Origin of the sequence: Wenyingzhuangia sp. 2_MG-2023 (assembly GCF_030548295.1) — a bacterium.
Taxonomy (GTDB): Bacteria; Bacteroidota; Bacteroidia; order Flavobacteriales; family Flavobacteriaceae; genus Wenyingzhuangia.
The window spans coordinates 14,508-28,435 of sequence record NZ_JAUOSB010000022.1; the positions used below are offsets into that span (position 1 = coordinate 14,508).

19 protein-coding genes are annotated in these 13,928 nt (G+C 30.9%); 5 read left to right on the forward strand and 14 right to left on the reverse strand.

All coding sequences use genetic code 11. The annotated features are described in order from the left end of the window. Positions 1-26: 26 nt before the first annotated feature. Entirely contained in the window at positions 27-1,094 is a 1,068-nt protein-coding gene (locus Q4548_RS14885) for a 50S ribosomal protein L11 methyltransferase (RefSeq protein WP_303456284.1), read from the forward strand. A 19-nt stretch (positions 1,095-1,113) separates the two neighbouring features. Here Q4548_RS14885 and Q4548_RS14890 read toward each other — a convergent pair whose 3' ends face one another. From Q4548_RS14890 to Q4548_RS14945, 13 genes are all read right to left on the reverse strand, one after another. Continuing rightward, positions 1,114-1,857: a YoaK family protein gene (locus Q4548_RS14890; protein WP_303456286.1), complete on the reverse strand. Its 744-nt coding sequence runs from the start codon at positions 1,855-1,857 to the stop codon at positions 1,114-1,116. 94 nt (positions 1,858-1,951) lie between these two features. Next, positions 1,952-2,260 carry a DUF3817 domain-containing protein gene (locus tag Q4548_RS14895; RefSeq protein ID WP_303456288.1) on the reverse strand — a complete coding sequence of 103 codons (309 nt, stop codon included), beginning with the start codon at positions 2,258-2,260 and terminating at the stop codon, positions 1,952-1,954. A 1-nt stretch (position 2,261) separates the two neighbouring features. Continuing rightward, positions 2,262-2,720, reverse strand: coding sequence for a hypothetical protein (locus Q4548_RS14900; protein WP_303456289.1), 459 nt, complete (start codon positions 2,718-2,720; stop codon positions 2,262-2,264). 65 nt (positions 2,721-2,785) lie between these two features. After that, positions 2,786-3,376, reverse strand: coding sequence for a TetR/AcrR family transcriptional regulator (locus Q4548_RS14905; protein WP_336622744.1), 591 nt, complete (start codon positions 3,374-3,376; stop codon positions 2,786-2,788). Between the two features lie 259 nt (positions 3,377-3,635). Further along, positions 3,636-4,901 (reverse strand): MFS transporter, encoded by a 1,266-nt coding sequence (locus Q4548_RS14910; protein WP_303456290.1) that lies wholly within the window; start codon positions 4,899-4,901, stop codon positions 3,636-3,638. Positions 4,902-5,287: 386 nt separating this feature from the next. Continuing rightward, the gene (locus tag Q4548_RS14915; RefSeq protein WP_303456292.1) at positions 5,288-5,767 is read right to left on the reverse strand and encodes a hypothetical protein; all 480 of its coding nucleotides are present in this window, start codon (positions 5,765-5,767) and stop codon (positions 5,288-5,290) included. 104 nt (positions 5,768-5,871) lie between these two features. After that, complete coding sequence (locus Q4548_RS14920) at positions 5,872-6,240, reverse strand: hypothetical protein (protein WP_303456293.1); 369 nt, start codon at positions 6,238-6,240, stop codon at positions 5,872-5,874. Positions 6,241-6,479: 239 nt separating this feature from the next. Beyond that, complete coding sequence (locus Q4548_RS14925) at positions 6,480-6,914, reverse strand: hypothetical protein (RefSeq protein ID WP_303456295.1); 435 nt, start codon at positions 6,912-6,914, stop codon at positions 6,480-6,482. A 54-nt stretch (positions 6,915-6,968) separates the two neighbouring features. After that, complete coding sequence (locus Q4548_RS14930) at positions 6,969-7,544, reverse strand: YdeI family protein (protein WP_303456296.1); 576 nt, start codon at positions 7,542-7,544, stop codon at positions 6,969-6,971. Positions 7,545-7,631: 87 nt separating this feature from the next. Continuing rightward, positions 7,632-8,411, reverse strand: coding sequence for a hypothetical protein (locus Q4548_RS14935; protein ID WP_303456298.1), 780 nt, complete (start codon positions 8,409-8,411; stop codon positions 7,632-7,634). Next, on the reverse strand, positions 8,411-8,731 hold the full coding sequence (locus tag Q4548_RS17245) for an AAA family ATPase (protein WP_369281301.1): 321 nt from the start codon (positions 8,729-8,731) through the stop codon (positions 8,411-8,413). Before Q4548_RS17245 ends, Q4548_RS14935 begins: the two co-directional genes overlap by 1 nt. After that, positions 8,724-9,476 (reverse strand): AAA family ATPase, encoded by a 753-nt coding sequence (locus Q4548_RS14940; RefSeq protein WP_303456300.1) that lies wholly within the window; start codon positions 9,474-9,476, stop codon positions 8,724-8,726. Before Q4548_RS14940 ends, Q4548_RS17245 begins: the two co-directional genes overlap by 8 nt. A gap of 274 nt (positions 9,477-9,750) precedes the next feature. Beyond that, positions 9,751-9,936 (reverse strand): membrane or secreted protein, encoded by a 186-nt coding sequence (locus tag Q4548_RS14945; RefSeq protein ID WP_303456303.1) that lies wholly within the window; start codon positions 9,934-9,936, stop codon positions 9,751-9,753. Between the two features lie 105 nt (positions 9,937-10,041). Between Q4548_RS14945 and Q4548_RS14950 the strand changes: the two genes are divergently transcribed. The 4 genes from Q4548_RS14950 (at position 10,042) to proB (ending at position 12,875) form a co-directional block, all read left to right on the forward strand. Continuing rightward, the gene (locus Q4548_RS14950; protein WP_303456305.1) at positions 10,042-10,827 is read left to right on the forward strand and encodes a YHYH protein; all 786 of its coding nucleotides are present in this window, start codon (positions 10,042-10,044) and stop codon (positions 10,825-10,827) included. A 3-nt stretch (positions 10,828-10,830) separates the two neighbouring features. Further along, the gene (locus tag Q4548_RS14955; protein WP_303456307.1) at positions 10,831-11,364 is read left to right on the forward strand and encodes a toxin-antitoxin system YwqK family antitoxin; all 534 of its coding nucleotides are present in this window, start codon (positions 10,831-10,833) and stop codon (positions 11,362-11,364) included. A gap of 10 nt (positions 11,365-11,374) precedes the next feature. Then, positions 11,375-12,013, forward strand: coding sequence for an SCO family protein (locus Q4548_RS14960; protein WP_303456309.1), 639 nt, complete (start codon positions 11,375-11,377; stop codon positions 12,011-12,013). Positions 12,014-12,092: 79 nt separating this feature from the next. Continuing rightward, positions 12,093-12,875: a glutamate 5-kinase gene (proB, locus tag Q4548_RS14965; RefSeq protein ID WP_303456312.1), complete on the forward strand. Its 783-nt coding sequence runs from the start codon at positions 12,093-12,095 to the stop codon at positions 12,873-12,875. 4 nt (positions 12,876-12,879) lie between these two features. On the opposite strand, the gene murB is transcribed toward proB, so the two are convergent. Further along, on the reverse strand, positions 12,880-13,881 hold the full coding sequence (murB, locus tag Q4548_RS14970; RefSeq protein WP_303456315.1) for a UDP-N-acetylmuramate dehydrogenase: 1,002 nt from the start codon (positions 13,879-13,881) through the stop codon (positions 12,880-12,882). Positions 13,882-13,928 lie beyond the last annotated feature (47 nt).

The window sequence follows — 13,928 nt, forward strand, 5'->3', positions numbered from 1 at the left end:
GATTTATTACAAAAGGACAAGAAATAATGATTACAGATATCAAGATAAACAAACCAGAGGCTATTGTTTCTGAAAAACAATTGAGGTTGTTTAACCAAGCATCAGATGTTAAACATACAATAAAAGCATTAGAAGCAGGAAAAGCAGTACTAATTACAGCATTTTATAGCAATGGATTGCTACTTTTAAAAGAGTTGGAGTTGCATTTGAAAAAAACGTTTCCTAACAAATCTTTTCAAGAACAACGAGCATATCGTTCAGAGTATCACAAACTATCCAATCTTATTTTAATAGAAATTGTAGATCATAAATTGATTGTAAAAAAAGCTCCTGCTATAGGTTGGTTGGAAAAATTGTATGCAGAAACAAGTGGTTTTTTATTGCCATTTGTTCAAATTCAAGGATTGAATAGTGCTTGGCAATGGTATGAAAAAGGAATTTCTATTCCTGTATTAAGAAATAAATTACATCCTTATTATGGAACTTACTTTCCAACACGTTTTGAACATTTAGAACTTTTTGACAATTGGCTAAAACGCTATGAAGGAACTAAAAAATCTGCTATAGACGTAGGAGTAGGGTCTGGAATTCTTTCTTTTCAAATGGTGAAACATGGTTTTCAGAAAGTTTATGGTACGGATACCAATCCCAATGCCATTGTTGGTTTGGAGGAATTTATGAAAGATACAAAGCTGTCTAGAAAAATAATGTTGGATTTTGCTCCTCTTTTTGGAAAATGGGAAAAACCAACGGAACTGATTGTTTTCAATCCACCTTGGTTGCCACAATCATACAACTTAAATAGAATAGACGAGGCCATATATTACGATGAAAATTTGTTTCCTGATTTTTTTGAAGCGGCTAAAAAGAAGTTATTTCCAGAGGGAAAAATAGTACTTCTGTTCTCTAATTTGGCACAAATCACAGAGGTAACTCAAGAGCATCCTATAGAAAAAGAGTTGGCGGAAGGCGGTAGGTTTCAATTGGAAAAATGTTTGAAAAAAGGTGTGAAAACAGCTTCTGACAAAACCAAAAGAGATCAGCATTGGAGAGCTTCTGAAGAAGTTGAACTTTGGGTCTTAACACATAAATAATATTTTAAAATGTACATTTTTAGCGTTGTTTTTTTCTGAAAATGTACTTCCTTTTTGTTTTTAAGAATTGGTATCTAAAATCATCAAAATACAAACTGAGTGCTAAAATTACTGCTCCAAAAATCAACGTATTTAGTTTTAAGTTGATTTTGGAATATAAAAAACCACCCACAAGTCCACCCATAAAAAAGAAAGAAATAATGTAAAACCTAAGTTTGATGTTGGCTTTTAATTGATCTCTGTTTGGATGTGATTTCGGGAAAAATAAGTGAGAAATTTCAATTCCTAAATCTGTAAAAAGTCCTGTCAAATGTGTAGTTCTTACTAGGGTATTAGAAATTTTGGTAACGTAAGAATTTTGCAATCCCATAGCAAAAAGTAACAGACAAGCTATCAAATTTGGAGAATGGATCTCTATAAAATTGCTGATTGTGGCAATGGAAATTAGAATCAAACATTCTATTGTTGTGGGGACTACATAAACATTGAATTTTTTATTTTCTTTAAACAATTCAATCAAAAAACTAGAGAAGAAAGAACCAAAAAAGAAAGAAAAAATATACAGAAAATAAACGGTTCCTTTCCAAAATTCAAAATGGGCAACATCGTTCATGAACAGTGCAAAATGTCCAGTTACGTTTGTGGTTAATTGTTTAAATGACAAAAATCCAGTAACATTAACAATACCTGCAACAAAAGACAAAACTGTAGCAATTCTTAAGTTGTGTTTTAATGTTCTGCTTTTTCCTTGGTGTTTAAACATAATGGTGTTTACTTCTGTTGAAAGTTAGTTTAAGGTGTTGGATTTCAGTAGTAAATAGCTGTTTTTTGATGACTTTTTAAAGTGGTTTTACTGTTTAGTAGTGAAGTTTTCTTAATATTTTACGATCAATATAAAAAGTTCCAAAAGGGATAAAGCAAGCTATAATAACTTTCCAAGTAGTAGTTTTAAATTTCCAATGTTGTTCAATACCTACGCTGATGGTATTGAAAACAAAAAGCAAAAATATAGCTCCGTGAATAGGACCTAAAGCTTTTGTCAAACTTGGATTGTTAAAATAATGATTCATTGGTGCGGCTATAAATATTAGAATTAATAATGAAATACCTTCTAAGAATCCAATAATCCGTAATCTCCCAACTTTTGATTTGAATAAATGTATCATATTATCTAAAATAAGGTCTGTTTGCTAAGGGTGAAAAAGGCCAGGGAATGGCTATAAAAATGATGAACAATGCAATAGAAAACCAAAGAAGCATGGTTTTAAATTTTGCTTGATCTGTTTGTTTTCTTTTTGCAAATGCAGAACCAAGAGTTATAAAAAGTATTGCGATGGTCATTAAAATTAGATGAATCAATCCAAAAAAAAACGTATCTATTTCTTGAATTGCTTCTTTAAAATTTGACCAAAAATACTTGATGATTGGACTTTGAGCATATAGAAGAATTCCAATCATTAATTGAATATGTGCCAAGGTAGCTGTCCAATGCCTAATTAAATTGTCTGTTTTGCTAAAAGTAGTTTTTGCAATGTAGCCTTTGTACGCTTTAAAAATTGCAAAAACCAAACTTATCAACACAAACCAACGTACTGTTGAGTGAAAAAATAGAATTGCTTGATACATTATTTTTATTTTCTGAGGCAAAGATAAAGTAAAGATACTGTTTGGTATGTTTTTAGTGAAGAAAATTATACTAACGAGTGTAAATAATTATTAAGACCGTTTAAATAGGTTGTATACACAGTTGTATTGTCTTCTAATCTTCCCAGATTTCTTATACCCCAATAGCCAGAAATCACAAAGATTGTTACCTGTTTTGTATTTGTTTCTTTGCTTACAAATCCTTTTTCAATACCTGAATTTAATGCATCGGTCATTACTTGGATCCATGTTTGGATGATTTCGTTCAGGGCTTTGCTAAAATGAGTGTTCCAAGGAGTCATTTCTTGAGTAAAATTGGAAGCAGGACAACCATATTCTACCTTTAAAAAATCATTTTCTAGTAAAAGGTGTTTCATTAAATTGTAGATGCCTTTCAAAGGATTTTCTTCTTTTTGAAGGTCTACAAAACTAGTTTGTAAAGTGGGTTTCATCAATTCATTTATGATGGCCAATCCCATTTCTTCTTTGTTTCTAAAATGATAGTAAAAAGCACCTTTGGTTACTTGAGTAGTAGAAAGAATGTCTTCAATACTGGTGGTTTGATATCCTTTTGTATAGATCAAATCAAACCCTTTTTGTAAAATTGTTTGTCTTGTAGCTTCTGCTTTTTTCATCATAATTATATTCAGCAAGGTCTTTTTGGTTCAAAGCTTTAATTTACAAGATTAGTGAATATAGAATAAACCTCTATAAAAATAACAATACTTTATATTTGACTGCTGTTGGTCAGATGTATGTGTGGGTTTTAAGAATCACAATTAATTTATATTAAGGTGCTGAGAAATGCAAAAAGTATTAAAAGCTTAAAAGAAATCAATATCCATTAAAAATAGATTTTTAGATGAATTCAATCAAGCTTTTAAAACGATGACAGTACTAGAATGTAATAGAATTGTTTTTTAACGCAATTTCTTGTGGGTCAATATTTACGGTTTTTTTACTCTTTTGTTTGTTTAAATAGTTGCTTAAAGAGAATAACAAAAGCATGCAAAAACCTGCCAATAATGTGAAAATATACCAAGAGTTGCTAAAGCCTAAACCATCAACCATGTGCATACCTGCATTGTGTGCAAAAATATGTGCTACAGAAAAAGAGATAGAATAAAGTGCCATGTATTCTCCTTGGTTACCTTTTTTTGCTCTGTCTAAAGCAAATGCATTTGAAAATGGAAATGTAATCATTTCACCCAAACTCATTAGAAACATTCCTATAACTAAAACACCAACCCAAGAGCTAAGATTTAGAACCAATAGACTTAAGCCAAGGAGTAGGGTTCCAAATAGCATCAAGCCAGATTTTGTGAATTTTGTGGCTTCTAACCATTTGATCAATGGCATTTCTAATAGAAAAATAACAAAGCCATTAAAACCTAAGAGAATTCCAATTTCAAATTCTGTCAAATGATGAACATCTTTGTAGTACAGAGGCATTGTAGAAAAATATTGCAAGAATACAATTCCAAAAATCACCATAGCAATTAAAAATATAAAAAAAGCTCTGTCTTGGTAAGCAGAAGTTGGATTTTCTGTTTTTACATCGTCCGAAACTTTGGCTTTTTTAGGATTTAAAATCTTGATAAGCAATATTGTTGCTAAAATACAAGTAACACCATCAACCCAAAACAAGCCTCCGTAACTTAATGTGGTAATGATGATACCTCCAATAGCTGGACCTGCAGAAAAACCAAGGTTGATTGCAAGCCTAATCAACGTAACAGACCTTGTTTTATTTTGTGGTTTGCTGTACGCACTAAGTGCAACAAACATTGCTGGACGAAACATATCTGCAACCAACATTACCAAAAATATACCGATGCAAAATCCTACAAAAGAGGTTAGAAATTGAAGTGCTATGAATAGAATTCCTGTAGAAATTAAGCTTCTAACCATTACTTTATAATAGCCTATTTTATCGGTCAATTGTCCGCCAAGCCAAGAACCAACCACAGAACCAAGGCCAAAAGCACTCATAATCCAGCCAATGTCTTTTAAGGTGAAATTAAGGTTTTGGGTTAAATAAAGTGATAGAAAAGGGATGACCATGGTTCCGGCTCTGTTGATCAACGTAATGAGTGCAAGCCACCACACCTCGTGCGATAGACCTTTAAAGGTGTTGATGTAATTGTGAAATAGCGTTTTCATTTTAATGGTTTTTAATTTCCTTACTTAAGGAACTTTTGAAAAAGTGTTTTGTTAAAAATTGGTTAAAAAAAAAGTCCGACTGTGAAGTCGGACTTTTTAAATATTGGTAATAATATATTTTTACATCATCGCAATACATAGCAAGCCCAACCTGTTCTCTTAGAACGAGAGGTACATAACTTTCTATAAATAGTGACGTTGGTTAACATTGCTGTTTTAAATTTTTTTCAAATGTATTTAAAATTATCCTAAGTTGCTTTCTAAAACTTTAATAATTTAGAAATGAGCATGTAAAATTAGTTTGTCAAAAAAAAACTGCCTTTTTGAGACAGTTTTAGAGTTACTTTACAAATTTAAATTTTGTTGATGAATAGCGGTTATCGCAATTATTCGTTTTTGGACAACTGTTTTTGAATCAAATTGTTCCATTGTTCAATAGACTGTAGTTCTCCACTTAACTGGTAGCTCAAATCAAAGCTATAGAATTCTAAAAGAAAGCTAGGTTTGTTTTTGTCTGTAGAAATCAGTTCTAGGTCAAGTCTATCTATTATGTTGTTGTTGCTAATAATTTTGTTGCTGCTAGAAACGTTACAGTTTTTAATGGTAGAGAGATCAATATATTGTTGTTTTGGTCCCTCATTTGTGTTTAATTGAAAGAATAAAAAATTCTTAGTAGTATCTATCCCAATGGCGTATGCTCCACAAAGTTCATGTTGGGTTAGTTGACAATGTTGTTGTTCTGCTAAATTTTTTATAGCGTTTAACAATTGTTTTTCTTTCTTTTTCTTGTTTTTATTTGTTAAAACAAACGGCATTGCTGCTGCCGTAACGCATACAATTCCTACGATTGCTGTTCCTAAATCCATGTTTAAGGTGTTTGAATTTTGATATACTAGTTGTTTACGATGTGAAAAATCACAACGCATAAAATCGTTTTTAAGACTAAAAAATTAGTTTTGAAACAATAGTATTACCAAAAATTATGGAAAGGAAAAATGAGGTCAGATTTTCGATACCTGACCAATATGGTTTTTAAATAGTTGTTGTATTGTTTGAATTTTGCACCAAAATGCAATTCTAAACAAGGAAAAACAGCCCAAAAATCATTTAAATTAGAATTGAAATTGGGAGTAGCATATTCTGTGATTACAGAAAAAGCTGTTTCAGTATTTGTAGTGTAAAAGCAAAGAGCGTTAGAAAGAGCAGAAAATTGTTTTTCTTGTTTTTCTTCTTCAATAAAATTCTTAGGAACAACTGTTTTTTGCACAGACAAACCTATACTCAAACAATAAATTGAGATCAGAAATAAGATACTGAATAGGTTGCTTTGCTTTTTCAATTTTAGATTTTTGTTACTTTAATCTTTGGATACTTAAAATCAGACTTTTTTTATAAAAGTGCAAAGGCAAAAATAATGAAATGCAAAGATTTTTAGTGAAAAAAAATGTTGAATTTTAGAAATCTTATTTCATGTCAAACAGTCTATAGAATATGTTCAAATTGCGTATAATAATGGACTTTAAAAAACATGTAAGTTGCCACCATCAAATAAAAATAGGCAGATGGGCATTTCTGTCATCAATTCTCATAATTTATACCATTCATTTTTAATTTCGCTTTTCCTGTTACAAAAAGAGGATATTCAAGCTCAATATCTACTATATTATCATCAATTTCAAATGTTGTTTCAGTTTTTAGTCTATCTTTTCCTACATAATGAAAATAAGTAACTAATTTATAATTACCGTTATCAAGTTTAAAATTATTGACAGTCAGCCATTTGTATTCTTTTTTATCAACAAGTTTTCCTCTGGTTAATTGATTGTCAGAATCATCATAGATTTCAATAGTTGTTGTATTGCTTCCTAAAGGCCTAGGGGCTTCATTTATTGTTATCTGTATTCCTTGAGATATCTTGGAGGTTCTGTTGTCAACTAATTGAATTTTTTTAGGTGAAATGACAACACAAGAATTACAAAATATGAAAATTGATAGTAGAAATAGATTTTTCAAATGATTCATTTTTAATTGGATCAATGGTTTTGAGTCGTATTGTTGTAAGGTTTTTTATCTAAATTGTTTAGGTTTCAAATTGTTGCTTGCATTTTCAACAATTTCTAGAATTCTTTTTTGTCGTGTTTCTTTTCTTTTGGCAGAAACAATCCAGTACAATAAGATTTTTTTAGCTGAATTGCTCAGACTATTAAAAAACTCCATAGAACCTTTGTAATTCAAGAACTCTTCATGTAAATCGGTTGGTATTACAAGAGCTTCAACTTCATCTAAAATTGTCCAAGAACCATTTTCTTTGGCAATTTCAATGCTTTTGTAACCTTCTTCTCTCATAAGTCCTTGTTCAATTAAGGTTTTTACTTTTTCCTTATTTACCTTTGACCAATTACTTTTTGCTTTTCTTTTGGAGAAGTATTGTCTGTACTTTTCGTTGTCTATTGTTTTTTTGGTACTATCAATCCAACCAAAACAAAGTGCTTCATCAACGGATTCACTCCAACTCAAATTAACATTAGCGGAGCTTTTCTTGTAAAAAATAACCCAAACGGATTCTTTATTTGTGTGATTCAATTCAAGCCATTCTCTCCAGTCTTGCTGGTTAGAAGGACAATAATCTTCTGCATCTTTCATTTTTTCTACTCGGTCATTTCCTAAATATACACAAACTTTTGAGGAAGTACTAAATCCGTATTAAGTGGAGGTGTTAGGCAATAGTTATTATTTAAAGAAATTTAAAATTTGATTCTTTCGTAGATTTAAATTTTTTGAATGATCAGTTCCACTAGTTGTAGTTTTAAAAATTAAATCAAAAAGCTGATCAGTACTATATTTAACTTCATTTTTCTTCCTTTGTTGGAATATTTTCTCGAAAATTTGAAATAAGAATTTACCTCTTAAATGAGTCTGATAATTATCTTTTACCATTTGTTCTAATTCAATTTTAGCTTTTTTTACTTTTCTCTTTTCAATAAATTTTTCAGTGAATATAGTTGATTTTTTTTCCATGACTTGGTGATTTAGAATTGTAACTTCGGAGAATTTACAATCACTAACGTCTTTGTTTAGATACTTTTCAATCTCGTAAGAAAACCATTCACAAATATTATTGAGAATTTCTTTTTTAGTGTTAATTTCCTCGGGTGTTAAAAGTGAGTTTAAGAAGTTAATACCATCTTGATATAATTCATTTTCAATTGAGTAGCCATTAGTTGTAATAAGGTCAGTATTGGTCGTTTTATCTTCTTCAAATATCCATAAATCAGAATCACATATAAAAAGTAAATCAGACTCGATTTTATCTTTTGACTCATAAACTTTCAATAAAGCTGTTCTACCATTGCATGGTAGAATATTGATATCTAAGTCATCTATTTGATTTTCAATTTGATTATATATTGATAAATCGTCTTTACCTTCTATTAAAACAGTTTTTAAACTACTTTTTTTAAGAGTAGCGATTATTATTTCTGGAGTTAAAGGTGTTTTTCTTTTAGCCATTAATTATTTCCTTTGTCTTCATTAATAATAATTTCTTTACTTTCATATTTTGAGTAAATAAACGGTGAGTGTGTAGCTATTATAAATTGATTATCTTTTTTTTGTTTAAGGAGTGTAGGGAAAAGTAGTCTTTGCCAATCAGTATGTAGACTTAACTCTGGTTCATCTATGAATATTACTGAATTATCGAAGAAAAAATTATAGCATAAAAAACTTAACATTTGTTTTTCACCAGCGGATAATTTATTAGATAGAATAGCTTCTTTGGCTTGACCTAATTCTAAGTTACCAGAGATTTTAATTGATTTTTCTTTAAAAATCTATTAAATTTGATAAAACTAGAAAAGGTCTTAGAATCTTAAATTTTTCTCCATCATTTTCTTTTACAATTTTTCGAATTCGTTCTAATGATTCTTTTTCTTTAGTATCACTATTAGCAACTATATTTAGAATATTTCTTGATTGATTGGCTTCTAATTTACGTATCTTTTCTGAAATATCGGCATATTTATTACTCAATAAGTAATCAATATCTTCGGTAGATAATGAGGCTATAAATTTGTGATTGCTACTTGTAGAGAGATTATCAGATATTGTATCAAGTGCTTCTCTCAATTGATTCCTTCTAAATCGTCGTCTATTTTGAGTGTTAGAATCTACACCAAACCCACCTTCTATTCTTCTAAATGTAGGAAAGAATAGTGAACCTTCTCTAGTATTATAGCTGTTAGGTAAATTCTCAAATTGACTAAAGGGTATTTCTTCTTTAATTTCTAATTCCGATCTTTCACTTATAACTGAGAAATGAATAATTTTTTCTTGTTTTTCATTTTCTTTTAAAACTATAGTAATTTTACCTCCTTCTTTGTATTTTATTTCCGCATATTCGAAGTACATTTCTTCAAAAATTTTATCGAAATTACCACTTACCATAAACCATAAAAGTTTTAGTAGAGTGGTTTTCCCGCAACCATTTTTTCCAGTAAGAATGTTTAAATCTTCATTGAATTCATAATAGCCACTAATTTTATTGTTTAAATTCTTTACTTCAAATGATTGTATCATAGGTGTTTTTTTAAATTTTTGGCAACTTATTATATACTTACTAAAAATAATGCCATCCTATAAAAATTAACGGACAACACCGCTTTACAAGTACTTTTATCAGTTCTAAAAGTATTGTTTTTTAGTCAGTAATAAATACTGTTTTTATAAAAAAGCTAAGAAATGTTAATTAAGAAAAGAAGAGATAGGTCTTAGAAACTATAGAGAATGTTATAAAAACCAAAAACTGCCACATACTATGTGGCAGTTTTTGGTTGCAATGCAGTAAAATTAATTACTTGTTTTCGCAATCTTCGGGCATTTTTCCACAAAATCCACAAGGTTCTCCAGAATCGTTAAAATTGCTGTTTTGACTGGCACAAGTACCTGCAAATTTTCCGTCTTTTTTTCCCCATATTTTAATGGCAATTCCTGCAAATGCCAAAGCTAACAATCCAAATGAAATGATAAATAGTTTCATATAAATATTTTTGTAACTTAGAACAAAGATATCAAATTTTTTCTAGGGTAGGGTTTTTGTGTTCAAGCATGTTTTAAATTTACCAACCTCATAAAATTATAGCGCATGAAAATTATAAGTGTCATTAAATTGTTTGCAATGGCTACCTTAACAGGTTATATAGCCTCTCTTAACGGAGCAGAAAAAATAGCAACAGAACCATTTAACAATGTCACAATTTTTGCAGAAACAAGTTACGACATTACACCTGTTTTAGAAAAGTTGACTGCTTTAGAAACGGTATCTTACAAAATAGTAGGAGACATGGTGTATGTGTATGCTACGGGAGTTCCCAATCACAAATCACCGTATTTTATAGATACCCAATGGGAAAAAGAAAAGTATGTAGACAATACTAGCAGAGGTTTTCATTTGAATCCTAACAGAATAGAAACGCAAGATTATGAATTTAGAATTCCGTTACATCCCAAAGAAAGTCGTGTAAAAAGAGCCACCAACATGGGGCCTATGGGAATTGCAATAAACGGAGTTCCTTTTTTCAATCAATATGCAGCAGGTGGTGCAGCATTGACTAGAGAAATTCGATCTTTTGACCAGTACAACGGACACCCAACCGCAAGAGGAAATTACCATTACCACATAGAGCCTACTTATTTGACAGATGAATACGGTTCTGAAGCGTTTTTAGGATTGCTTTTGGATGGATTTCCAGTATATGGTCCTATGGAAAAAGGAACCGCAGTTGATGGAGATAGATTGGATGAATATCATGGTCATTTTGGAGTTACAGCAGATTTTCCTAACGGAATTTACCATTATCATATTACACCAGATGCCCCTTATATTAACGGAGACGGATTTTTTGGAAATCCAGGAACTGTTAGCAATTAAGCAATGAAAAAGAAAATTGTTTTGGCAATCTTGTTGACAGTGTTGATGGCTTGTCAACAAGAAAAAAAATTAGAATATTCTCAAGATTTTGTGGAGAAAAACCGTGTGTTGTATCATTTGGAAGAACCTTACACAGGACGTGTGTACCAAAAATACAACGACACACTTTTGAGGTTTGACAAACAGTACAAAAGTGGTTTGTTGAATGGAGTGTCTAAAAAATGGTATTCCAATGGAGTTTTGGCAGAATTTAGAGTTTACCAAGCAGGGAATAAAGTGAAAACTCACAAAGGATGGTGGTCAAATGGCAATCAAAAATTTATATTCACTTACAATGATGAAGGCGTGTATCATGGCAATGCAAAAGAATGGTTTGAAAACGGGCAATTGTACAAAGATTTTAATTACACAAATGGACATGAAGAGGGAAGCCAGAAAATGTATTTGAATGATGGAACTTACAGAGCCAATTATGTGATAAAAAATGGAGAAAAATTTGGATTGATAGGATCTAAAGGATGTGATGGTTTGAATTAAAAAGAACAGAATGAAAAAGCTAATAATATGTGTTTTTTTAATGTTGATGGCTTGCAATTTTTCTAAAGAAAAGCAAACAGTACAAAAACTACCGTATTTCAATTCGTACGATTTGACACCAGAATGGGGAACTGAAGCAAAAAAACACCACATTGCACCTTTTCAATTTGTAAATCAAGAAGGACAAAAGGTGACCGAACAAGATTATAAAGGTAAAATTTATGTCACTCATTTTTTCTTTACCAGTTGTTCTGGAATTTGCCAAACGTTGATAAAAAATCTATCTATTTTACAAGAAAATTTTAAAAATGATGCTTCGGTCAAGTTTTTATCTCATTCTGTAACACCAGAAATTGATTCCGTTCAAAAACTAAAAGATTATGCAGAATTTCACAATATAAACAGCAAACAATGGAACTTGGTAACGGGTGATAAAAAGGCAATTTACAAACAGGCAAGAACCTCTTATTTTGCAGACGACGATTTTGGAATAACGCAAAAACCGAGTACTTTTATTCATAATGAGAATTTTTTATTGATAGATCCAGACGGATGTATTAGAGGTGTGTATAACGGAACTTTAAGTCTGGAAATGAGCAGAATAACACGTCATGTGAAACTTTTACAGGAAGATTTTTTTAATAATTAAAGTTAATTTTTTGACTGTTAGAGCGTTTGTCCCTGTGGGTTTTTGTAGATTTGTGTAAAATTTAACAAAAAAATATTTTATGTACGATCAATTAATAGTTGTAAAAGTTGGAACTAATGTAATGAAGAACAAGAACAATAGAATCGTTCGCCCAGTGCTTCAAAACTTAGTCTCTCAAATAGCTACCTTATATGAACGTAATATCATGACGATTCTAGTTTCTTCGGGTTCTGCTATTGCTGGGAAAGAAGTTATAGGGCCTTCAAAAATTAAAGATAAGTCTATTAGAAGACAAGTTTATTCTTCTATAGGTCAACCAAGAATGATGCGTTTGTATTACAATATATTCCATGATTATGGAATTAACTGTGCACAAGTATTACCTACAAAAAGAGATTTTCAGCCTGGAGTTCACCGAGACAATATGGTGAATTGTTATATGGGCTTGTTAGAAGAGGGGGTAATTCCTGTTGCTAATGAAGACGATACGGTTTCTCTAACATCTACCATGTTTACAGACAATGACGAAATGGCAAGTTTGATTGCTGAGTTGGTAGATGCTGATAAATTGATTATTTTAACAGATATTGACGGTGTGTATACAGGAAATCCTACCGATGAAGGCACAGAGTTGATTGAAGAGGTTACCTCTACAGAAAATTTAGACCAATACATTCAAGAAAACACCAAAGGAGAAGGTGAAGGTAGAGGAGGTATGAGGTCTAAAATTAGTGTGGCTCAAAAAGCTGCCAAAAACAACATTCCAACTTACATTGCAAATGGAAAAACGGAAAACATCATTTTAGATATTATAGATGATGAGTATGTAGGAACCAGAATTTCTAACGATTTAGAGAAGTAGTTTTCTAAAAAACATTCACTTCAATTTCCAGAGAAATATCAAATTCATTTTTGATTTTTTTCTGGATTTTTTTTGCGATTTCGTGAATCTCTTTACCCGTAGCATTTCCGTAGTTTACCAGAACCAAAGCTTGTTTGTTATGTACTCCCGCGTTTCCAAAACGTTGTCCCTTAAACCCCGCTTTTTCAATAATCCAACCTGCAGGTACTTTTACAGTTGATTCTGAAACTGGATAAAAGGGAATTTCAGGATATTGTTGTTGTAATTTTTTAAATAGAGTAATATCTATAACAGGATTTTTAAAAAAACTTCCACTGTTCCCAATTTCTTTAGGGTTTGGTAATTTACTGTTCCTAATAGCAACTACAGCATTACTAATCTCTTTTAAACTAGGAGTTGTATTTCCTTTTAATTCTTCTTGAATAGCTCCGTAAGAGGTGTTGGTTTGATGATTTTGAGTTGTTAATTTAAAAGTAACATTCACAATAATATATTTTCCTTTAGCCCAAGTTTTAAAAATGGAATTTCTGTAACCAAATTCACATTGTTTGTTGGTAAAGGTTTCAATTTCTAAAGTATCAACATTCAACGCTTCTAGAGAAATAATGGTATCTTTTACTTCAAAACCGTAAGCTCCAATATTCTGAATTGGGCAGGTTCCTACGTTTCCAGGAATCAAAGAAAGGTTTTCCAAGCCTCCATAATTTTGATCAATACACCACAGCACAAATTCATGCCAATTTTCTCCTGCATATGCAGTTACTTCAATAGTATTTTCAGTTTCATTGTTAACAATTACCCCTTTTAAATTTAGGTGAACCACTGTCTTTTTTAGATTCTGTGTCAACAACATATTGCTACCTCCACCCAATAAAAATAAATCCTTGTTTTCTTGAACAACGGTTTTTAAGTCTTTTAAGGTGTGAACAGAAATAAATCGATCAGCAGTTACATCAATACCAAACGTATTGTATTTTTTTAGAGAAAAATGGGTATTATATTGCATAGCGTAAAGATGCTTTTTTAATGAAAAATAGGAATTTTGCTACTCAG

Coding starts and splice junctions, on each gene's coding strand:
- Q4548_RS14885 (WP_303456284.1), top strand. CDS start 27: ATGATTACAGATATCAAGATAAACAAACCAGAGGCTATTGTTTCTGAA.
- Q4548_RS14890 (WP_303456286.1), bottom strand. CDS start 1,857: ATGTTTAAACACCAAGGAAAAAGCAGAACATTAAAACACAACTTAAGA.
- Q4548_RS14895 (WP_303456288.1), bottom strand. CDS start 2,260: ATGATACATTTATTCAAATCAAAAGTTGGGAGATTACGGATTATTGGA.
- Q4548_RS14900 (WP_303456289.1), bottom strand. CDS start 2,720: ATGTATCAAGCAATTCTATTTTTTCACTCAACAGTACGTTGGTTTGTG.
- Q4548_RS14905 (WP_336622744.1), bottom strand. CDS start 3,376: ATGATGAAAAAAGCAGAAGCTACAAGACAAACAATTTTACAAAAAGGG.
- Q4548_RS14910 (WP_303456290.1), bottom strand. CDS start 4,901: ATGAAAACGCTATTTCACAATTACATCAACACCTTTAAAGGTCTATCG.
- Q4548_RS14915 (WP_303456292.1), bottom strand. CDS start 5,767: ATGGATTTAGGAACAGCAATCGTAGGAATTGTATGCGTTACGGCAGCA.
- Q4548_RS14930 (WP_303456296.1), bottom strand. CDS start 7,544: ATGAAAGATGCAGAAGATTATTGTCCTTCTAACCAGCAAGACTGGAGA.
- Q4548_RS14935 (WP_303456298.1), bottom strand. CDS start 8,411: ATGGCTAAAAGAAAAACACCTTTAACTCCAGAAATAATAATCGCTACT.
- Q4548_RS14940 (WP_303456300.1), bottom strand. CDS start 9,476: ATGATACAATCATTTGAAGTAAAGAATTTAAACAATAAAATTAGTGGC.
- Q4548_RS14945 (WP_303456303.1), bottom strand. CDS start 9,936: ATGAAACTATTTATCATTTCATTTGGATTGTTAGCTTTGGCATTTGCA.
- Q4548_RS14950 (WP_303456305.1), top strand. CDS start 10,042: ATGAAAATTATAAGTGTCATTAAATTGTTTGCAATGGCTACCTTAACA.
- Q4548_RS14955 (WP_303456307.1), top strand. CDS start 10,831: ATGAAAAAGAAAATTGTTTTGGCAATCTTGTTGACAGTGTTGATGGCT.
- Q4548_RS14960 (WP_303456309.1), top strand. CDS start 11,375: ATGAAAAAGCTAATAATATGTGTTTTTTTAATGTTGATGGCTTGCAAT.
- proB (WP_303456312.1), top strand. CDS start 12,093: ATGTACGATCAATTAATAGTTGTAAAAGTTGGAACTAATGTAATGAAG.
- murB (WP_303456315.1), bottom strand. CDS start 13,881: ATGCAATATAATACCCATTTTTCTCTAAAAAAATACAATACGTTTGGT.